This is a genomic window from Pseudomonas sp. NCCP-436, assembly GCF_019656335.1.
Classification (GTDB): domain Bacteria; phylum Pseudomonadota; class Gammaproteobacteria; order Pseudomonadales; family Pseudomonadaceae; genus Aquipseudomonas.
Genome location: NZ_BPLZ01000007.1, coordinates 20701 through 39942 on the forward strand (window position 1 = coordinate 20701; position 19242 = coordinate 39942).

17 protein-coding genes are annotated in these 19242 nt (G+C 61.4%); 4 read left to right on the top strand and 13 right to left on the bottom strand.

All coding sequences use genetic code 11. The annotated features are described in order from the left end of the window. Positions 1-2: 2 nt before the first annotated feature. Entirely contained in the window at positions 3-2303 is a 2301-nt protein-coding gene (locus tag NCCP436_RS09360; protein ID WP_220803727.1) for a bifunctional diguanylate cyclase/phosphodiesterase, read from the bottom strand. A gap of 159 nt (positions 2304-2462) precedes the next feature. Here NCCP436_RS09360 and desA point away from each other — a divergent pair, with 159 nt between their 5' ends. From desA to NCCP436_RS09375, 3 genes are all read left to right on the top strand, one after another. After that, positions 2463-3653, top strand: coding sequence for a delta-9 fatty acid desaturase DesA (gene desA / locus NCCP436_RS09365; protein ID WP_220803728.1), 1191 nt, complete (start codon positions 2463-2465; stop codon positions 3651-3653). A gap of 100 nt (positions 3654-3753) precedes the next feature. Next, positions 3754-4731 (top strand): sensor domain-containing diguanylate cyclase, encoded by a 978-nt coding sequence (locus tag NCCP436_RS09370; RefSeq protein ID WP_220803729.1) that lies wholly within the window; start codon positions 3754-3756, stop codon positions 4729-4731. Positions 4732-5145: 414 nt separating this feature from the next. Further along, positions 5146-6465: an OprD family porin gene (locus NCCP436_RS09375; RefSeq protein ID WP_220803730.1), complete on the top strand. Its 1320-nt coding sequence runs from the start codon at positions 5146-5148 to the stop codon at positions 6463-6465. 68 nt (positions 6466-6533) lie between these two features. On the opposite strand, the gene NCCP436_RS09380 is transcribed toward NCCP436_RS09375, so the two are convergent. From NCCP436_RS09380 to NCCP436_RS09395, 4 genes are all read right to left on the bottom strand, one after another. Further along, complete coding sequence (locus NCCP436_RS09380; RefSeq protein WP_220803731.1) at positions 6534-6881, bottom strand: DUF2388 domain-containing protein; 348 nt, start codon at positions 6879-6881, stop codon at positions 6534-6536. A 123-nt stretch (positions 6882-7004) separates the two neighbouring features. Continuing rightward, entirely contained in the window at positions 7005-7259 is a 255-nt protein-coding gene (locus NCCP436_RS09385; RefSeq protein WP_220803732.1) for an NfeD family protein, read from the bottom strand. A gap of 162 nt (positions 7260-7421) precedes the next feature. Continuing rightward, positions 7422-9206 (bottom strand): GspE/PulE family protein, encoded by a 1785-nt coding sequence (locus NCCP436_RS09390; RefSeq protein ID WP_220803733.1) that lies wholly within the window; start codon positions 9204-9206, stop codon positions 7422-7424. A gap of 132 nt (positions 9207-9338) precedes the next feature. After that, entirely contained in the window at positions 9339-9674 is a 336-nt protein-coding gene (locus NCCP436_RS09395) for a hypothetical protein (protein WP_220803734.1), read from the bottom strand. A 129-nt stretch (positions 9675-9803) separates the two neighbouring features. Between NCCP436_RS09395 and NCCP436_RS09400 the strand changes: the two genes are divergently transcribed. After that, positions 9804-10274, top strand: a complete 471-nt coding sequence (locus NCCP436_RS09400; protein WP_220803735.1) for an Lrp/AsnC family transcriptional regulator — start codon at positions 9804-9806, stop codon at positions 10272-10274. A gap of 133 nt (positions 10275-10407) precedes the next feature. On the opposite strand, the gene dctM is transcribed toward NCCP436_RS09400, so the two are convergent. From dctM to rfbA, 8 genes are all read right to left on the bottom strand, one after another. After that, positions 10408-11688 (bottom strand): C4-dicarboxylate TRAP transporter large permease protein DctM, encoded by a 1281-nt coding sequence (gene dctM / locus NCCP436_RS09405; protein ID WP_220803736.1) that lies wholly within the window; start codon positions 11686-11688, stop codon positions 10408-10410. Then, positions 11688-12323 (bottom strand): TRAP transporter small permease, encoded by a 636-nt coding sequence (locus tag NCCP436_RS09410; RefSeq protein ID WP_220803737.1) that lies wholly within the window; start codon positions 12321-12323, stop codon positions 11688-11690. The genes dctM and NCCP436_RS09410 overlap by 1 nt, the downstream gene beginning before the upstream one ends. Before the next feature lie 84 nt (positions 12324-12407). After that, positions 12408-13403 (bottom strand): C4-dicarboxylate TRAP substrate-binding protein DctP, encoded by a 996-nt coding sequence (gene dctP, locus NCCP436_RS09415; RefSeq protein ID WP_220803738.1) that lies wholly within the window; start codon positions 13401-13403, stop codon positions 12408-12410. A gap of 284 nt (positions 13404-13687) precedes the next feature. Beyond that, on the bottom strand, positions 13688-15073 hold the full coding sequence (locus tag NCCP436_RS09420) for a sigma-54 dependent transcriptional regulator (RefSeq protein WP_220803739.1): 1386 nt from the start codon (positions 15071-15073) through the stop codon (positions 13688-13690). Then, positions 15070-16884 carry an ATP-binding protein gene (locus NCCP436_RS09425; protein ID WP_220803740.1) on the bottom strand — a complete coding sequence of 605 codons (1815 nt, stop codon included), beginning with the start codon at positions 16882-16884 and terminating at the stop codon, positions 15070-15072. The genes NCCP436_RS09420 and NCCP436_RS09425 overlap by 4 nt, the downstream gene beginning before the upstream one ends. Positions 16885-16968: 84 nt before the next feature. After that, positions 16969-17823 carry a dTDP-4-dehydrorhamnose reductase gene (gene rfbD / locus NCCP436_RS09430; protein ID WP_220803741.1) on the bottom strand — a complete coding sequence of 285 codons (855 nt, stop codon included), beginning with the start codon at positions 17821-17823 and terminating at the stop codon, positions 16969-16971. Further along, on the bottom strand, positions 17820-18368 hold the full coding sequence (rfbC, locus tag NCCP436_RS09435; protein WP_220803742.1) for a dTDP-4-dehydrorhamnose 3,5-epimerase: 549 nt from the start codon (positions 18366-18368) through the stop codon (positions 17820-17822). The genes rfbD and rfbC overlap by 4 nt, the downstream gene beginning before the upstream one ends. Then, the gene (rfbA, locus tag NCCP436_RS09440) at positions 18365-19237 is read right to left on the bottom strand and encodes a glucose-1-phosphate thymidylyltransferase RfbA (protein WP_220803743.1); all 873 of its coding nucleotides are present in this window, start codon (positions 19235-19237) and stop codon (positions 18365-18367) included. The genes rfbC and rfbA overlap by 4 nt, the downstream gene beginning before the upstream one ends. Positions 19238-19242: the final 5 nt, after the last annotated feature.

Consider the following 19242-nt stretch of genomic DNA (forward strand, 5'->3'; position numbering starts at 1 on the left):
GTTCAGCTTCTCACGCTGTTCTGCTCAGGCTCCGGAGGCTGTCCGCAAGTGCTGCCCGTTTGTTCTTCGGGAGCCGGCAGGGGGCGGCCGAAATAATAGCCCTGACCGAAGTCGCAACCCAGTTCGCGAAGGAAGCCGGCCTGTTCGGCGGTCTCGATGCCCTCGGCCAGTACCATCAGATCCAGGCTGTGGCCCAGGGCAATCACTGCCCGGGCAATCGCCGCGTCCTCGCGGGAATCTGGCAGGCCGCGGACAAAGCTCTGATCGAGTTTCAGTTTGTTGACCGGCAGGCGCTTGAGGCGAGCCAGTGAGCTATAGCCAGTGCCGAAATCGTCGATGGCCAGGCGAACGCCCAGGGCACGCAGACGGGTAAGCAGATTCTGGGCTGTCGCCGGATCTTCCATCACTGCGCTTTCAGTGACCTCCAGCTCAAGTTGGTCCGCGCGCAGTCCGGTTTGCTCCAGCACCTGGGCGACCTTTTGCTCCAGCTCGCCCCGGCCGAACAGCCGACTGGAGATATTTACTGCAACAAAGCTCGGTGCGTCTGCCTGCCCGCTCCAGCGCTTCATCTGTCGGCAGGCCTGATCCAGTACCCAGGTGTCGATGGCGCTGATCAGGCCGCTGTCTTCAGCGATGGGAATGAATTCGCCCGGAGGGATCAGGCCACGCTGCGGGTGTAGCCAGCGTATAAGCGCTTCCATACCTACCAGACGATTGCTGCGCAGGTCGTGCAGAGGCTGGTAGTAAACGCGCAGCTCCTGGTTGTCGAGTGCGTGACGCAGGCTGCTGGCCAGCTCTACCCGCTGGCGGGCGTAGTCGGTCAGTGCCTGCACGTAGAAGGCATAGCCTTCCCGGCCACTGCTCTTGGCCTTGAACAGCGCCGAGTCGGCGTTGCGCAGGATCTGCTCGACGCATTCGGTATCGTCCGGGAACAGACTTATGCCGATGCTGGCGGCGATGTAGAGTTCGTGGTCGTCGAGGCGGAAGGGGGGGGCCAGACTGCGCAGCAGCCGCTGGGCCAGCTCTGCGGCCTGCCCTGCATCGTTGCAGTGCTCGTAGAGCAGGCCGTATTCGTCACCGCCGAGACGGGCAAGGGTGCCTCCGTCAGGCAGGCACTGCTGCAGGCGCTCGCCAACGCTCTTGAGCAGTAGGTCGCCAACATTGTGGCCGAGGCTCTCGTTGATGTGCTTGAAGTGGTCGAGATCGATCAGCAGCACGGCGCCGCGCAGCTGCTCGCTTCGGCTGCGGGCCAGAGCGTGAGTAATGCGCTCGGTGAACAGCAGGCGGTTGGGCAGTCCGGTTAACGCGTCATGGTGCGCCAGGTAGTTGAGCTCGCGTTGCGAGCGCTTGAGTGCGGAAATGTCGGAGAACACCGCCACGTAGTGGGTGATGTTGTCCTTGTCGTCTCGGATGACGCGGATCGACTGCCACTGTGGGTATATTTCGCCGCTTTTGCGCCGGTTCCAGATCTCGCCGCTCCAGCTGCCGTGGGTTTGCAGGGTATTCCAAAGATTCTGGTAGAAGGTGGTGTCGTGACGGCCCGACTTGAGTCGGCTGGGATTTTGTCCCAGCACTTCCTCGAGGCTGTAGCCAGTGATGCGACAGAACGCCGGGTTGGCATGGATGATCCGTTGTCGAGCATCGGTGACCAGCACGCCTTCCTGGGTGGCATCGAAAACTGCGGCGGCCTGGCGCAGGCTATCCTCGATGGCGCGTTGGCGGGAAATATCGCTGGCAATACCGATCAGGCGCTGCGGACGGCCATGAGCATCACGTATTAGACGACCGCGCGAGTGAACCCAGCGGTAACTGCCGTCGGCATGACGCATGCGGTAGACGTTTTCGTAGTAGCCGTCTTGCAGATCCTCGTCGAGAGCCGTTGTGGCAAGCCAGCGATCATCCGGGTGCAGCCGGCTGGCCCAGGCTTCGCGGGTGTTGCCCAGTTGTTTGGGGGTGAGTCCGAGCAGGGCTGCATAGCTGTCGGAGAAAAATACCTGGCGCCTGGCTATGTCCCAGTCCCAAAGGCCGTCACGAGTGGCATCCAGCGCCAGTCGCAGGCGTTCCTCGTTGTTGGCAAGCAGAAACTGGGACTGATGGTGATTCTTGGTGTGACGGTAAAGGATCAGGTAGAGCAGTGTGCCTGTCAGCAGTATGAACAGAAGTGCCGTTAACAGGTGCAAGTACTCCTGCAGCTTGACGGAAAAGCCGAGCGCTGGCGGCACCTCATGACTGAAGAAAATCCACAGGCTGGACAGCAGCACATAGCCCACGGTCAGGCGCAAAGCGGCAGGATCGGTAGTCATGAGCGGGCTGCTAGTTTCCAGTGGATGTGAGGCAGTATAGAGGGATTGACCCTCTTATCTAAAAGACCAACTGGTTTTCTGCCTTTGGTCAGGGATAATGATTCAGGGTTCGTTCGTTCAGGACAAGCCCGATTCTATTCTCAAGAGGCAATTGCGCCCATGTGGTACGACGGTATTCTCGATCTTTCGGTTTGGCAGCTGGTAGCTGTCACCCTGCTGATGACTCATGTGACCATCGTCAGCGTCACTATTTATCTTCACCGTTATTCGGCGCACCGGGCGCTGGAGTTGCACCCTGCACTCAAGCATTTCTTCCGCTTCTGGCTGTGGTTGAGCACTGGCCAGAACACCCGTGAATGGACGGCTATCCATCGCAAGCACCACGCCAAGTGCGAAACCAAGGACGATCCCCACAGCCCCGTGATCAAGGGCCTTGGCACCGTGTTGCGCAAGGGGGCCGAACTGTACCGGGAGGAGGCGAAGAATCAGGAAACCCTGCGTATCTACGGCAAGAACTGCCCGGACGACTGGATCGAGCGAAATGTCTACAGTCGCCATCCCTATGCCGGCATCGTGTTGATGGCCCTGATCGACGTGTTGCTGTTCGGGGTACTGGGCATCACCGTATGGGCCGTCCAGATGATGTGGATTCCGTTCTGGGCTGCCGGGGTTATCAACGGCCTGGGCCATGCGGTGGGCTATCGCAACTTCGAGTGCCGTGATGCGGCTACCAACCTGCTGCCCTGGGGCATCCTTATTGGCGGTGAGGAACTGCATAACAACCACCATACCTATCCCAACTCCGCCAAACTCTCGGTGAAGAGTTGGGAGTTCGACATGGGTTGGGCCTGGATCAGGCTGTTCAGCTTCTTCGGTCTGGCCAAGGTGCAGCGTGTGGCGCCGATCGCCCACCGGGTTGAGGGTAAGAGCAGTCTTGATATGGATACCGCAATGGCCATCCTCAACAACCGGTTTCAGATCATGGCGCAGTACCGCAAACTGGTTATCGCGCCATTGGTCAAGCAGGAAGTTGCCAAGGCCGACGCCTCGGTGCGTCACCTGTTTCGCCGGGCCAAGCGTCTGCTTAGCCGTGAGCCGAGTCTGCTGGAGGAAAAACATCAGGCCCGCATTGCCGATCTGCTGGCGCAGAGTCAGGTACTGCAGGTGATCTACGAAAAGCGCCTGGCCCTTCAGCAGATCTGGGCCCGCACCAGCAGCAACGGGCATGACATGCTCGAAGCCATCAAACAGTGGGTGCATGAGGCCGAAGCCAGCGGCATCCAGTCGCTGCGCGATTTCGCCGGGCAGCTCAAGACCTACTCGCTGCGTCCCTCCGGCGTAGCTCTCTGAGCTGGCTGTTCACCTGCAAAGGCCTTGTCGAACCGGCGGGCCTTTGTATTTGTCCAATCCTCGCAATAGCTTCACTTTACAGGCGAATGCGAGGGGCCAGATGGCTGTTGCAGCAGATGAGCAGGCAGTATCCGAACTGGAGGAACTGACTCTTGCGTTGTTGCACTGCCGCGCCGAGGTAGCGCGGCTCGGCGAGCGTGAGCAACTGTTCAGCAGCCTGCTTGCAAGTGTCAACGCAGTTCTCTGGGCGCTGGACTGGCCGCAGCAGCGGGTAATCTACGTCAGTCCGGGCTATGAGCGCATTTTCGGCCGTTCGGCGGCGCTTCTGCTTGCTGACTATAGCGAGTGGCGCAACAGTATTTATCCAGACGATCTCGACTACGCCGCACAGAGTCTGGCATCGGTGCTGGATACTGGTGCGGTCGAGTCGCGCGAGTACCGCATCATTCGTGCTGACGGCCAGCTGCGCTGGCTAAGCGACAAGTGTTTTGTCAGCCCGCAACCGGGCAATGAATCGAGTCGGGTGATCGTTGGTATTGCTGAGGACATCACCGAGAAGAAGCATCTGGAGGGTGAGTTACAGCGTCTGGCTGCTACCGACGTGCTGACTCAGGTCAGCAACCGTCGGCATTTCTTCGAATGTGCTTGCCAGGAGTTCCAGTTGGCCTGCCGGACGGGGACGCCGCTGGCGTTCCTGCTGCTGGATCTGGACGACTTCAAGAAGATCAACGACAGCTACGGCCATCAGGCGGGTGACCAGGTATTACAGCGTCTGGCGCACTGCGCTGCCGGCGCCTTGCGTCGCGGAGACCTGTTCGGTCGTATTGGCGGCGAGGAGTTTGCCGCGCTGTTTCCCGGTTGCGATCAGGCAGTGGCGCTGCAGGTGGCCGAGCGTCTGCAGCGCGAGGTGCAACGGCTGAATTTCCAGTATGACGGAGCGAAGGTCGGTATTACTGTCAGCCAGGGACTGACCATGTTACGGCGCAGCGACAGTCAGCTCGATACGCTTTATGCGCGGGCCGACCTTGCCATGTATGAGGCCAAGAAACAGGGCAAGAATCGCATTGTGGTGAACTGAGTTGGCGGAATTCCGCCTTTTACGACTCTCTGTTCGGCGATAAATCGCCTGTCTAGAGGGTGTCACTGACTTGCAATGTATTCATCATCTGTTTGTAACCTCCTTTTTAGAGGGCTTTCCCGCCTGGGTTCGGGTTCTGGCATGCAACCTGCTCTGGCTTGGCCTAGCCCGAGTTGGCCATGCCTGCCGGGCACAATAACAACGATGCGAGTGCCGACCATGATCCGAGCTGCCTGTTCCTGCCTGCCCGTCCCACCGGTTTTCCCGTTGTTATTCCCTTACTGACTTTTGTCCGTTGCTGGTGCCGCTGAGTTTGCGCGCCCGAGCGTTCATCCAGTTCGTCACGAGTCGGCCCTGGCGCCGATGCCGTACTCGTAGACGATGCGTCACATCAAAAACATTGGAGAACCACTAATGAAAAAGACCTCCCTGGCACTGGCTGTAGCCGCCAGCACCCTGGGCCTGAGCCAGGCAGCCGTTGCCGACTTCATCGGCGACAGCAAGGCCAGCCTGACCCTGCGCAACTTCTACTTCGACAACAACACCGTCAACACCGCCAACAACAATGGCGAGGCCAGCGAGTGGGGGCAGGGCTTCATTCTCAACTACCAGTCGGGCTTCACCGAAGGCACCGTGGGTTTCGGCGTTGACGCCGTCGGCCTCTTGGGCGTGCGTCTGGATGGTGGTGGTCGTGCCACCAAGGCCGGTCGTGACCGTACTCCGGGTGCTCTGTTCCCGCTGGAAAGCGATGGCAGCGCTGTCGACGAGTTCAGCAAGGCCGGGCTGACCGGCAAGGTTCGTTTCTCCAAGACCGAGGCGCGCATCGGTACCCTGACGCCGAAACTGCCGATCCTGGTATCCAACGACGGCCGCCTGCTGCCGCAGCTGTTCGAAGGTGGCCAGATCACCTCCAACGAAATCGACAACCTGACTCTGACCGCTGGTCAGATCGAGCGCGCCGTGGGCCGTGCTTCGAGCAACAGCACCGGTCTGTCGGTCAATGGCGGTAGCGAAGCGAGCAACAAGTTCTACTTCGCTGGCGGCGACTGGAAGGTCAACAAGGATCTGACCGCGCAGTACTACTACGCGAACCTTGAGGACTACTACAAGCAGCACTTTGCCGGTCTGACCCACAACCTGGGCCTGGGCGAAGGTTCGCTGAAGACGGATCTGCGCTACTTCCGCACTTCCTCCGACGGCAAGAACGGCAAGGAAGCAGGCTACGGGGTTGGTGGCTACACCAAGAATGGTGACGGCAAGATCGACAACAACACCTGGAGTGCAGCCTTCACCTACAGCCTGGGCGGCCATGCGTTGCTGCTGGGTTACCAGCGCGTTTCCGACGACAGCAACTTCGTCCAGCTCAACCAGGGCGGTATCGAAGGTTCGGCCGGTGCCAGCGTGTATCTGCTGACCGATCGCTTGGTAACCAACTTCACCCGTGCCGGTGAGCGCACCACTTTCGGCCAGTACAGCTACGACTTCGCCAGCGTCGGTGTGCCGGGTCTGAAGGCGTCGGCAGCCTACCTCAAGGGCACCAGCATCAAGGTGGCTGGTGGCAGCGAGGCGAAGGAGTGGGAGCGTGACGTGGCCGTGGACTACGTGTTCCAGGACGGCGCGCTGAAAGGTCTGGGTCTGGGCTGGCGCTACGGCGTACTGCGCAGCGACCTGGCCAGCCAGGCTGACACTGATCAGCACCGTCTGATCGTCAGCTACACCCTGCCACTGCTGTAATCCGGAGCCAGCGGTTCCGGCTCGCGGAACCTGGAAAAGTGCCCGTCTCCGCAGGAGGCGGGCATTTTTTATGAGCGTTTATTGAGTGTTCGGTGTGAGGGTTCGGCTGTGGTGGCGGTGGCCATGATGGCGCTGGCCAGAGTCAGGTCGTCCTGCGCTTGCAGCTCCGGGTGTTCGCTGCGCAGTTGTCGTAGGACGGCCTCCAGGTGCGGGCCGCGGATCTCGCCAGCGCTGGCGACGAAGCTGACGACATCTTCCTCGGTGCTCCCGACGAGCTTGCGATCCTTGACGGTCAGGTAGGTGGATGCGGTGGTCGCGCCCGAGGACAGGATATCGCGCAGCAGACCATCGGCCGTTGCAGTTTGAATGATTAGGCAGGCGCTGACTGCCAGAATGGCTCGGCTGGGTAAAGGCATGGGGATACTCCGCTGGGTTGTGCTGGGCCGGAATCGTGCAGGCCGCACCCGCATGAAAGAAGCCCGCTCTTTTAGGAGTGAAAAAGCGCCGAAGGGTTCCGAGCCAGCGATGTTCAGGCCGGCTCAGTGGCGATTGCGGTTTGCGCGTCGCTGCAGGTGCCGCCAGAGCAGCGAGGACAGCGTTGCAAGTGTGACGAACAGCAGCAGTTGCCAGAACCAGGCGAGATCCGGCAGCAGCATGCTCAACAGACCGACAGCCACGGCTATCAGGCTGATCCACAACAGGTAGCCAGCGGCGCCGAATACCTCGAAAACCAGCAACAGGGTAGCTAGAGCCAGCCAGTGCCAGAAGGACAGATGGTTCAGGTAAGCAATCATGGGCGGGCGCAGCTCTCCACGCTCGTCCCAATGACAGATCTCCTTACGCGCTGCATTGCATCAACTCCATTGTCTGACATCTTCCATCTAAGCACAGTTGTCGGTGCGTTGCCGCCGACCCCTTCGCAAGGTGGAAAAATGATTGTGTCGCAGCGGTTTTGTTCAGCGTTGTTCGCTCTGCGGCGTGACGCGCAGTACCTCCTCGATGGTGGTCAGGCCGGCAGCGACCTTCTGCGCTCCAGACAGGCGCAAGCTGCGCATGCCGTCCTTGAAGGCGGTGCGGCGCAGGGCGTTGAGATCGGTGTCGGCGGTAATCAGTGGCTTGATACTGTCGTTAAGCAGCATGATCTCGTAGACACCGGCCCGGCCGCGGTAACCGGTCTCGCGGCATTCCAGGCAGCCTACGGCATGATGTGCCTGGCTTGGCAGTGGCGCTTGCCAGGGGCGGGTCAGATCCTTCCAGGTATCCTCGTCGAGCTGCACCGGCTGCTTGCAGTGCGGGCAAAGGGTGCGCACCAGGCGTTGGGCCATGACGCCGAGGATCGTGGCTTTGAGCAGGTAATGCGGTACGCCCAGCTCCAGCAGGCGGGTAATGGCGCTGGGAGCATCGTTGGTGTGCAGGGTCGACAGCACCAGGTGCCCGGTTAGTGCCGCCTGGATGGCCATCTCGGCGGTTTCCAGATCGCGGATCTCGCCGATCATGATGATGTCCGGGTCTTGTCGCATCAGCGCACGTACGCCGCTGGCGAAGGTAAGGTCGATGTTGTGCTGCACCTGCATCTGATTGAAGGCGCCCTCGATCATCTCGATGGGGTCCTCGATGGTGCAGACGTTCACCTCCGGCGTGGCCAGTTGCTTGAGCGTGGTGTAGAGCGTGGTGGTCTTGCCCGAGCCTGTGGGGCCGGTAACCAGAATGATGCCGTTGGGCTGACAGGTCATGGATTCCCAGCGCCGCAGATCGTCGGGTGAAAAGCCGAGTTGATCCGGGCTCTTGAGCAGCACCTCGGGGTCGAAGATACGCATCACCATCTTCTCGCCGAAGGCGGTGGGCAGGGTCGACAGGCGCAGTTCCACCTCATTGCCGTCCGGGGTCTTGGTTTTGACCCGGCCGTCCTGCGGCTTGCGCTTTTCGGCGATGTTCATCCGCCCGAGGTTCTTCAGCCGGCTGACCACCGCCATGGTGACCTGGGCCGGGAACTGGTAGACATTGTGCAGCACGCCGTCGATGCGAAAGCGTACGGTGCCCTGCTCGCGGCGTGGTTCGATGTGGATGTCGCTGGCGCGCTGCTGGAAGGCATACTGGAACAGCCAGTCGACGATGTTGACGATATGCGCGTCGTTGGCGTCCGGTTCCTGATCCTGCGCACCGAGGCTCAGCAACTGCTCGAAGTTGCCGACACCGCTGATTCTCTGGTCGTTGGCGTTGGCCCCGCTGACCGAACGGGCCAGGCGGTAGAACTCGGTGGTGAAGCGCTGGATGTCGGCCGGGTTGGCCACCACGCGCCTGATCGGTCGCTTGAGCACGTGTACCAGGTTGGCTTCCCAACTGCGTACCAGCGGCTGGCTGCTGGCGACGGTGACACTCTCACTGTCCACCGCTACGGCGAGGATCTTGTGCCGCTGGGCAAAGGCGTAGGACATCAGCGGGGTGATGGCGGCCACGTCGATCTTCAGTGGGTCGATACGCAGGTACGGCTGTCCGGCGAACTCGGCCAGCCAGACCGTCAGAGTTTCCAAATCCAGCTTTTTGCCCGGTCGCTTGAGATCGTCCAGCTGCTGCGCGGCGAGAAACTCCAGTGGGTGCTGGGCGTTGTTCGACGTACTGCGTCGTATGGCCAGGCACTGCTCGGCCACATCCTGATCAACCCGACCCTGGGCGACCAGTTCGCGCAGCAACTCTCCAAGATCCAGCACGCGGTCGGGGGCGTTGGCGGCAAAAGCAGACATGCGGGCTCCTTGGCTGAACTACCTGCTGATACATCGTGCAGCGTGCCGAGCGGCCAGTGGTCGAATCGGCTTCACGTCAGCGTCTAGGATGCCCGAAAAGCGCCGTCGGGGCGAAGCGTGCAGCGTGATCTGCTAGCCAGTGCGCAGGATCGCTGTTTCCGCATTGTGATTGAGGTGGCGCCAGTCCACTTGCCAGACGCAGACCAGAGCTCGGAGCTTTTCCGCCAGCAAGTTGGCGCGGTGCAGCGATAGCCCGTCCAGTTGCAGGCGTACGTCCATGTCACCATCACGACACTGTACCTGCATCTGTCCGGGTACCAGCTGCAACTGGGCAAACAGCCCGAGTAGGCGACAGAGCACATCGGCTTGCGCCTCGGCGCGCAGGCGATATTCGACACCTGATTGCGGGCAGTCCTGCCAGGGATCGCGGCGTACGGCCGGGCAGGTTCGGGAGGTGGCGTTGGGCATGACGGTATCTCGTAGTCGGAGCTGACTCCAGTTTCCTTCTTTCGGTGGCAAAAGTTCTGCCTTGTTTTCTTTTGTTCAGCCAGTTTCGTAGATAATCTTTCCCTTTATATTGCTGATTGGGGATTTTTTATGTCCGTTGTCCTGGATTCGTATGACCGGCGCATTCTGGCTTTGCTGCAGGAGGATGCCGGCCTGTCTACCGGGGAGATCGCTGAGCGTGTGGGGCTGTCGCAGTCGCCCTGCTGGCGGCGTATCCAGCGGCTCAAGGAGGAAGGGGTAATCCGCCGTCAGGTAACCCTGCTCGATCGCAAGCGCATCGGCCTGCATACACAGGTGTTCGCTCAGGTCAAGCTCAACGCCCACGGGCGCTCCAACCTCACCGAGTTCGCCGAGGCCATGCGCCGTTTCCCGGAGGTGCTGGAGTGTCACGTGCTAATGGGCTCGGTGGATTTCATGCTGCGCATCGTCACCCGTGACATCGAGGCTTATGAACGTTTCTTCTTCGAAAAGCTGTCGCTGGTTCCGGGAATCCAGGAGGTCAACTCCACGGTGGCCTTGTCCGAGATCAAGTCCACCACCAGCCTGCCATTGGAGAGTTAGCAGAGGAATGCTCGGCAGTCTGCGCATGATCGCTCATGCAATCCCCAGGCAGTTGATCACGGGGCAAAAAAAACCCGGCCAAAGGCCGGGTGGAGGAGGTACATCGAAGTACCAAAGCAGCAAGTTGTCGGGCCTACATGCCGAGGAAGTTCGGCAGACCCAGCGAGATGAACGGCACGTAGGTAACCAGGATCAGGAATGCCAGCATCACCAGCAGCCAAGGCGATACCGCCTTGATGGTGCGGGTCAGTGGCATGCCGGTCACCGCCGAGGTTACGAACAGGTTCAGCCCGGTAGGCGGGGTGATCAGGCCGATTTCCATGTTTACCACCATGATGATGCCCAGGTGGATCGGGTCGATGCCCAGCTGCATGGCAATCGGGAACAGGATCGGCGCGAGGATCAGGATGATCGCCGACGGCTCCATAAAGGTGCCGGCCACCAGCAGCACGATGTTCACCACGATCAGGAACTCGATCGGCGAGAAGCCCTGTTCCACCACCCAGCTGGTGATCGACTGCGGGATCTGCTCAGTGGTCAGCACGTGCGCGAACAGCATGGCGTTGGCGATGATAAACATCAGCACCACGCTGAGCTTGCCGGCTTCGATGATGACCTTCGGGCACTGGCGGATGGTCATGTCCTTGTGGATAAAGATCGCCACAAAGGCCGCATACACTGCGGCTACGGCCGCTGCCTCAGTCGGGGTGAACATGCCCGAGTAGATGCCGCCGAGGATGATCACGATCAGCAGCAGGCCCCAGACGGCGCGCTGACCGGTACGCAGCACTTCCTTGAACGAAGCACGCGGCAGCGACGGCATGTCCTTGATGTGGGCGATGATGTAGATGGTCACCATCAGGAACACGCCCAGCAGCAGGCCCGGTACAACACCGGCCATAAACAGCTTGCCGACCGAGGACTCGGTGGCGGTGGCATACACCACCATCACAATCGACGGCGGAATCAGGATGCCCAGGGTGCCGGCGTTACACACGATGCCCGCAGCGAACTCCTGCTTGTAGCCGGAACGCACCATACCGGCGATCACGATCGAGCCGACCGCCGCGACCGTGGCCGGCGAGGAACCGCACAGGGCGGCAAACAGCATGCACGCCAGGATCGCGGCAATTGCCAACCCGCCTTTGATGTGGCCGACGCAGGCGTTGGCAAAGTCGATCAGACGATGGGCCACACCGCCGGTGGTCATAAAGGCACCGGCCAGCAGGAAGAACGGAATGGCCATCAGGGTGTAGTGCTCGCTGGTTTCGAACAGCTTGATTGCCAGCGAACGCACCGAGTCATTACTGAACAGCAAAATGGTCATGGCCCCGGACAAACCCAGGGACACCGCCACGGGAATGCCGATAAACATCAGCACAAACAGGGCGATAAACAGGAATGCGATGGTCATTACTTGGCCTCCGCCTGGGTTTCTTGGGCGAGTTTGAGCGCGTCTTCGGCTTCGCCGTGGCCGCCCAGACCCAGTTGCTCATTGCGCAGGATGCGCACGAACAGTTGCAGGAAACGCAGGAACATCAGGGCAAAGCCGATCGGTACGATCATCACGATCTGCCACTGCGATACGCCAAAGCGGTCCAGGTCCTCGGCACCGGTGCCAATGCTGTAGAGGGTCGCGACCCACTGCTCACTGGAGTAGGCCATCAGCGCGCAGTAGCCCAGGCAGATGGCCACTGCCACCAGGGCAATGGCTTTCTGCACGCTGGGGGCGAAGTTACGCACCAGAAGGTCGACACCAATGTGCGCACCGATGCGCACGCCCCAGGCCAGGCCGATAAAGATCAGCCAGCCGAACATGGCCTTGGACAGGGCGATGCTCCAAGTCATTTCCTGGGAAACGAACAGGATGCCGTCGCCGATGGCGAAAAGGGCGCCTTCAGCGAACGGGAACGTATCGGCGAGCGAGTAGAACACCGCATAGAGGTTGTTGACCAGCACATAGGTGAAGGTCACCAGTGTCATGCCTGCAAGCAGGATGGCCACGAGGATTTCCTCTAGCTGGTTCCAGACACGAACGACGGCGTGCATAAGGATTTCTCCGTCAGTGGAACGAGTGACGAATGGGAGAGCAGACGCACGGAGCGCTCGTCGAACGCTCCGTGACAGGTTGCATCAGTTAGCTTCGTTGGCGCGCTCTGCCGCTTTGATCAGATCGGCGCCGATTTCGTCCTCGAACTTCTTCCAGACCGGACGCATGGCTTCACGCCACTGACTGCGTTGCTCGGGGGTGAGGGTAAGGATCTCGGTGGTACCGGCTTCCAGAATACGCTTCTTGTCGTTCTGGTTCAGGCTTTCGGCCTGCTTGTTCACCTCGACGGATACCTCGGCCAGAATGGCTTCCAGTTCGGTGCGGATGTCGTTCGGCAGGCCGTTCCAGAATTTGGTGTTGGTGATCACCATGTAGTCCAGCACGCCGTGATCGGTCTCGGTGATGAACTTCTGCACTTCGTGCATCTTCTGGCTGTAGATGTTCGAGTAGGGGTTCTCGGCACCATTGACCACGCCGGTCTGCAGGCCCTGGTAGACCTCGGCGAAGCTCATCTTGCGCGGCGCAGCGCGCAGAGCCTTGAACTGCTCGTCCAGTACGGCAGAAGCCTGTACGCGGAACTTCAGGCCGCGGGCATCCTTCGGCTCGACCAGTTTCTTGTTGGCCGACAGTTGCTTCATGCCGTTGTGCCAGTAGCCTAAGCCGGTGATGCCTTTGTCTTCCATGGACTTGAGCAGGGCCTGGCCTTCAGGACTTTGCTGGAAACGGTCAACCGCATGAATGTCATCGAACAGGAACGGCAGGTCGAAGAGCTGGATCTGTTTGGTGTAGTGCTCGAACTTGGCCAGCGACGGGGCGATCAGCTGGACGTCACCCAGCAGCAGTGCTTCCATTTCCTTACCGTCACCAAACAGCGAGGAGTTCGGGTAGACCTGTACGCTCACCTTTCCGGGCAGGCGCTCTTCCACCAGTTTCTTGAACAGCATGGCACCTTGCCCCTTTGGGGTGTGCTCGGCCACGACGTGGGAGAACTTGATAACGATCGGATCGGCAGCCTGTGCCAGTCCGGCAATGCTCAGCGATAGCGCGCAAGCCAGCGCCTTGGCAGTCATTTTGAACATGCGCTTACTTCCTCTTGTTGTGGTTTGGCCTGGCGCAGAAGGCGCCATTTACGAACGCACAAGAGCAGGTTTAGGCTCCTGGTGGAAGGACGTCGGGTTACCTGTCGCGTGGCCTGAACTTGTACTTGTAAGGTTCGCTTACCCGGCAGCTAGAGCAACCGATGTGCCAAGGCGCGGAATCTGCCCGGAAAAAGTGCGCAGATGCTCTAAATTGGGGATTCTCGTGCGCAGGTAAATGACCGGGCAGAGTGTGGCAGGGAGAACTCTTGGCGGTTTCTCGCCAGTCATTCAAGGTCCTCTGGCGAGCTTCCGCCAGCTCCGGAGAAGTTCAGTCCGTGCTTGCGCAGCTTGTCGTGCAGGGTCTTGCGTGGCAGCCCCAGCGCCTCTGCCAGGCTGCGTAGCGAGCTGTGCGGGCGGGCAAGTTCGGCTGCGATCAGGGCACGTTCAAAGGCTTCCACCTGCTCGCTCAGGCCGCCGCTGCCTGGTGGCAGTTCCGGCGTGGCGTTGTCCAGGGCCAGATCCAGTCCGAGGGCGAAGCGCTCGGCAGCATTTTGCAGCTCACGCACGTTGCCGGGCCACGGGTGGCGCAGCAGCAGGGCGCGTTGGCCCGGTTGCAGCTCGCGTACCGGCAGGCCGTGGCGGCCAGCAGCGTTTTCGCTGAAATACTGGAACAGCAGCAGTGCATCCTCACCGCGTTCGCGCAGTGGAGGAATGCTCAGCGGGGCGACATTGAGCCGGTAGTACAAGTCAGCGCGGAAGCGGCCTTCATCGGCGGCCTGGCGCAGGTCTTCCTTGGTTGCCGCAATGACGCGAATATCCAGCGGGATCAATTGGTTGCCGCCGAGGCGTTCGACCACTCGTTCCTGCAGCAGACGCAGCAGCTTGACCTGTACATCCAGGCTCATGCTCTCGATTTCGTCGAGAAACAGGGTGCCGCCATTGGCGAACTCGAACTTGCCGATGCGGCGCTTCTGAGCGCCGGTAAAGGCGCCGGCCTCGTGGCCGAAGAGTTCGCTTTCGACCACTGACTCGGCCAACGCTCCGGCATTGATGGCGACGAACGGACCGTTGCGACGGCTGGAGAGGTCGTGTAGCGCACGCGCCACCACCTCCTTGCCGGCGCCGGTTTCACCGAGGATCAAGACGTCGGTACTGATCCCGGCCAGCGCACCGATCTGTTCGCGCAGGCGCTGCATGGCCGGGGACTGGCCGACCAGGCGGGCTGCCAGTTGCTGTCGATCGGCCAGTGCAAGGCGCAGGCTGCGGTTGTCCAGTACCAGACGGCGTACCTCCAAGGCGCGCCGCACGCTGTCGAGTAGCGCGTCGTTGGCAAACGGCTTTTCCAGAAAGTCGTAGGCGCCAGCGCGCATCGCCTGTACTGCCAGCGGTACGTCACCGTGACCGGTGATCAGCAGAACCGGCAACTCGGTGTCATGCTCCTGCAATTGCTTGAGCAACTCCATGCCATCTATACCGGGCATTCGAATATCGCTGACCACCACCCCGGGCCAGTCGTTCGGAATGCGTCGGGCCAGGCCCTGGGCGTCTTCCAGGCTAAGTACCCTGAGACCGGCCAGATCGAGGGTCTGGCTGAGCGCCTGGCGCAGGTGAGGATCGTCGTCGATCAGCACAACCTGAATGCGGCTGTCGATGGCGTTGTCGCTGGTCATGGCGAAGGATCCTCCGGAGGTTGCAGGTTGATGCCGGGGCTGGTCAGGCGCATGCGCAGGGTAATCAGCGCACCACCATCCGGGTGGTTGGCCAGCCGCAGTTCACCGTCAAGCGCTCGCATCAGACTTTCGCAAATGGCCAAGCCAAGGCCCAGACCCTGCGCGCTGGTCTTGGTGGTGAAGAAGGGCTCGCACGCGCGTGCTAGCGATTCTGCGGAAAAACCGGGGCCGTTGTCGCGCAGCAGCAGTTCGAGGTGCTCCGCGTTGCTTTGCACGCTGATCCACAGACGCCGTGGTGGTGCACGGTCGGCCAGGGCATCGAGGGCATTGCCGAGCAGGTTGCTGAGGACCTGGCGCAGGCGGGTTTCTCCGGCCTGTACCCAGAGAGTGGCGTCGGGCAGGTCGCGGATCAGTTCGACATCCATGGCGCGGCGGCGCTTGGCCAGCAGTGCGAGGGCATCGTCCAGCGCCGGCTGCAGGGCTACCCGTTCGGGGGCGTGGCGGTCGCGGCGGGCGAAGGCACGCAGGTGTGCGATTATCGAGGCCATGCGCTCGGTCAACTCACTGATCAGTCTGAGATTGGCGCGGGCGTCGTCGTTGCGCTGGTGGTCGAGCAGCGTGCTGGCGTTTTCGGCGTAACTGCGGATGGCAGCCAGCGGCTGGTTGAGCTCGTGGCTGATGCTGGCACTCATGGTGCCGAGGGCCGAGAGTTTGCCGGCCTGCACCAGTTCGTCCTGGGCGCGTACCAGCTCCTGCTGGGCATGCTCGCGTTCCAGTACTTCCAGCTTGAGGCGGCTGTTGAGCAGTTCCAGATCGTGAGTACGCTCGGTTACGCGCTGTTCCAGTTCGGCCTTGGCACGGCTGTCGAGGGCGATGCGCTCGAGGTAGTGGCGGCGCCGCTGCATCAGCAGACCGAGCAGCAACAGTAGTACCAAGAGGGCGGCAGCGCCTACTGCTACGGCGCTGCGCACCGGGCGGTCAATAAGTAGGCGTGGGGCGAGGATGCTGACAGTCCAGCCGGTTTCCTCCAGTGCCCGGCTTTGTGTCAGCCAGTCGTCGGGCGAGAGTCTGAGGCTTGGTGGTGTCTGAGTAGGGTAGGGCTGGTTGGCGGCGATGGCGGCGCGTTCTACAGCGTCCAGGGGGCGACTGGCGTGGAAGCGCCACTCCGGACGTGAGGTAAGGATCACCACGCCATTGGTGTCGGTGACCAGCAGCTGCTCCGGGGTATTGCCCCAGAGCGTTTCGGTGTGGTCGAGATCCACCTTGACCACCAGTGCGCCGATGTTGCGTTCGTTCTCGCGCACTGGGTAGCCGAAGTAATAGCCACGCTTGCCGGAGGTGGTGCCGAGGCCGAAAAAGCGCCCCAGGCGGCCAGCCAGAGCTTCACGGAAATAAGGGCGGAAGGCGAAGTTGCCGGCGACGAAACTGTCGGGCTTGTCCCAGTTCGAAGCGGCCAGGGTCAGGCCCTCGGGGTTCATCAGGTAGATCACGTCGGCGCCGGTTTGCTCTCGTACGCGCGCCAGCAGGTGATTGGCGCGCTCGATAATCAGATCGTCGGCCGGTGCGTAGAGGGCGGCGCGCAGTCCGGGCAGGTCGCCGAGAATTTGTGGCAGTACCTCATAGCGGCGCAGGGTGCCGAGCAGGTTGGCCACGTACAGGTCGAGGGTTTGCCGGTTCTGTTCCAGCAGCACCTCGCGGTAGTAGCGCTCGGCCAGGAAGTGCACTGGCCAGAGCAGGGGCGCCAGCAGCAGGGCCAGCAGCAGCAGGCTGCGCCAGCGGGGACTGTGTGGGGAAACGGGCGTCGTGCTCATGGAAAGCCGCATCGGAATGACCGCGTCATTATGCACTTTCCGTCCGCAGGCGCGTTCCCTGCGGCGCGATTTTCCGCTGCGGCGCTAGCCGAGGCAGGCGTCCAGTGCCTCTTCCCAGTGCGGCAGGCGCAGATTCCAGTCGTGTGCCAAGCAGCGGCCATCCAGCCGCGAGTTGAGTGGCCGGCGGGCCGGTGTGGGGTAATCACTGCTAGGAATTGGCAGGATCTCCGCGCAAGGCCGGCCGGCAGCGCGCAGGCGCTCGCCGATGGCCCGGGCAAAGCCGAACCAACTGGTTTCGCCGTGACAGGTCAGGTGATAAAGGCCGCTGCGGCGGTTACCCTGTTGCCATGCCGTGATTAGTTCTGTGCTGGCCTGGGCGATGCTGCCGGCCCAGGTCGGTGCGCCGATCTGGTCGTCAACCACGCGCACCTGCTCGCGCTCCTGCAGCAGTCGTTGCATGGTCAGCAGAAAGTTGTGGCCGTGACGGGCGTAGACCCAGCTGGTTCGCAGGATCAGGTGCTCACAGCCGCTGCTGGCGATGGCGCGTTCGCCGGCCAGCTTGCTGGCACCATAGATGTTCAGAGGGTTTGGAGTGTCGCTTTCCAGGTACGGGGCTGGCTTGTGGCCGTCGAACACGTAGTCGGTCGAATAGTGGATCAGCGCAATACCCAATTCGGCGCAGGCCGCCGCCATGACGGCGGGAGCTTCAGCATTGATGGCAAAGGCCAGTTGTGCCTCCTGCTCAGCCCGGTCGACAGCCGTGTAGGCAGCGGCGTTGATCAGCAGATCCGGGCGTTCGCGGACAATCAACGGGCGCAGGCTGTCTGGTCGGGCCAGATCGAATGTCGACCTCTCCGGGCAGATCAGTTCATGCCCGCGCAAGGCCCGCTGCAGTTCACGTCCGACCTGTCCGCTGTGCCCAAAGAGGAGAATCCTCATGCATAGGTCTCGGCATCGGCCAGCGGCAGGCCGAGCCGATCCTTGGCCGACAACTGCGGTGTCAGGCCGGCCAGCGGCCAGTCGATGGCCAGTTGCGGATCATCCCAGCGGATGCAGCGTTCATGCTCGGGGGCATAGTAGTCAGTGGTTTTGTAGAGGAATTCGGCATGTTCGCTGAGCACCAGGAAACCATGGGCAAATCCTTCCGGAATCCAGACCTGACGACGATTCTCCGCTGACAGATGCACGCCCACCCAGCGGCCGTAACCGGGTGAGCTGCGACGTAGATCCACGGCTACGTCGAAGACCTCGCCGGTCACTACGCGTACCAGCTTGCCCTGCGGCTGTTGCAGCTGGTAGTGCAGGCCGCGCAGCACGCCGCGACTGGAGCGGGAGTGGTTATCCTGAACGAACTCACGGCTCAGGCCGGTGGCTTCGCTGAAGCGCCGGGCGTTGAAGCTCTCGAAGAGAAAGCCGCGCTCGTCGCCGAACACCTGAGGTTCGAGTATCAGGACATCGGGCAGTTCTGTGGGCAGCACCTTCATAGGGGTTCCTCTGCCAGATTGTACAGGTACTGGCCGTAGCCAGTCTTGCCCAGTGCCCGGGCCTGTTCAAGCAGGCGCGTGCGATCGATCCAGCCTTGCTGGTAGGCGATCTCCTCCAGACAGGCGACCTTCAGTCCCTGGCGCTTCTCGATCATCTGCACGTACTGCGAGGCGTCGATCAGGCTGTCGTGAGTGCCGGTATCGAGCCAGGCGAAGCCGCGGCCGAAGCGCTCCACGCGCAGGTCGCCACGGGCCAGGTAGGCGTTGTTGACGTCGGTGATCTCCAGTTCACCACGGGCCGAGGGCTTCACCGAGCGGGCGATCTCGACCACGTCATTGTCGTAGAAATAAAGTCCGGTCACGGCAAAGCTGGACTTAGGCTTGCTTGGTTTTTCCTCGATCGACAGCGCGTTGCCGTCCGCGTCGAATTCGACCACGCCAAAGCGCTCCGGATCGTTGACCCAGTAACCGAAGATGGTGGCGCCGGAAGTCTGGCGGGCAGCTCGCAGCAGCTTCTCGGTGAAGTGCTGGCCGTGGAAGATGTTGTCGCCGAGGATCAGGCAGACCGGATCGCTGCCGATGAACTGCTCTCCGATCAGAAAAGCCTGAGCCAGCCCGTCGGGCGAGGGCTGCTCGGCATACTGCAGATCCAGGCCGAACTGACTGCCATCACCGAGCATCTTGCGGAAGTTGGGCAGATCTTGCGGGGTGGAGATGACCAGGATCTCGCGAATGCCGGCCAGCATCAGCACCGAGAGCGGGTAGTAGATCATCGGCTTGTCGTAGATCGGCAGCAACTGCTTGGATATGCCGAGAGTGATCGGGTGTAGCCGGGTGCCGGAACCGCCGGCGAGGATGATGCCTTTCATTGCTA

Excerpts from the sequence above, each read along its gene's own strand:
- NCCP436_RS09410 (WP_220803737.1), bottom strand. The coding sequence starts at position 12,323 with ATGCACGCCGTCGTTCGTGTCTGGAACCAGCTAGAGGAAATCCTCGTG.
- rfbD (WP_220803741.1), bottom strand. The coding sequence starts at position 17,823 with ATGAGGATTCTCCTCTTTGGGCACAGCGGACAGGTCGGACGTGAACTG.
- NCCP436_RS09380 (WP_220803731.1), bottom strand. The coding sequence starts at position 6,881 with ATGCCTTTACCCAGCCGAGCCATTCTGGCAGTCAGCGCCTGCCTAATC.
- rfbC (WP_220803742.1), bottom strand. The coding sequence starts at position 18,368 with ATGAAGGTGCTGCCCACAGAACTGCCCGATGTCCTGATACTCGAACCT.
- NCCP436_RS09375 (WP_220803730.1), top strand. The coding sequence starts at position 5,146 with ATGAAAAAGACCTCCCTGGCACTGGCTGTAGCCGCCAGCACCCTGGGC.
- NCCP436_RS09420 (WP_220803739.1), bottom strand. The coding sequence starts at position 15,073 with ATGACCAGCGACAACGCCATCGACAGCCGCATTCAGGTTGTGCTGATC.
- NCCP436_RS09385 (WP_220803732.1), bottom strand. The coding sequence starts at position 7,259 with ATGATTGCTTACCTGAACCATCTGTCCTTCTGGCACTGGCTGGCTCTA.
- NCCP436_RS09360 (WP_220803727.1), bottom strand. The coding sequence starts at position 2,303 with ATGACTACCGATCCTGCCGCTTTGCGCCTGACCGTGGGCTATGTGCTG.
- dctP (WP_220803738.1), bottom strand. The coding sequence starts at position 13,403 with ATGTTCAAAATGACTGCCAAGGCGCTGGCTTGCGCGCTATCGCTGAGC.
- NCCP436_RS09400 (WP_220803735.1), top strand. The coding sequence starts at position 9,804 with ATGTCCGTTGTCCTGGATTCGTATGACCGGCGCATTCTGGCTTTGCTG.
- NCCP436_RS09390 (WP_220803733.1), bottom strand. The coding sequence starts at position 9,206 with ATGTCTGCTTTTGCCGCCAACGCCCCCGACCGCGTGCTGGATCTTGGA.
- rfbA (WP_220803743.1), bottom strand. The coding sequence starts at position 19,237 with ATGAAAGGCATCATCCTCGCCGGCGGTTCCGGCACCCGGCTACACCCG.
- NCCP436_RS09425 (WP_220803740.1), bottom strand. The coding sequence starts at position 16,884 with ATGAGCACGACGCCCGTTTCCCCACACAGTCCCCGCTGGCGCAGCCTG.
- NCCP436_RS09395 (WP_220803734.1), bottom strand. The coding sequence starts at position 9,674 with ATGCCCAACGCCACCTCCCGAACCTGCCCGGCCGTACGCCGCGATCCC.
- NCCP436_RS09370 (WP_220803729.1), top strand. The coding sequence starts at position 3,754 with ATGGCTGTTGCAGCAGATGAGCAGGCAGTATCCGAACTGGAGGAACTG.
- desA (WP_220803728.1), top strand. The coding sequence starts at position 2,463 with ATGTGGTACGACGGTATTCTCGATCTTTCGGTTTGGCAGCTGGTAGCT.
- dctM (WP_220803736.1), bottom strand. The coding sequence starts at position 11,688 with ATGACCATCGCATTCCTGTTTATCGCCCTGTTTGTGCTGATGTTTATC.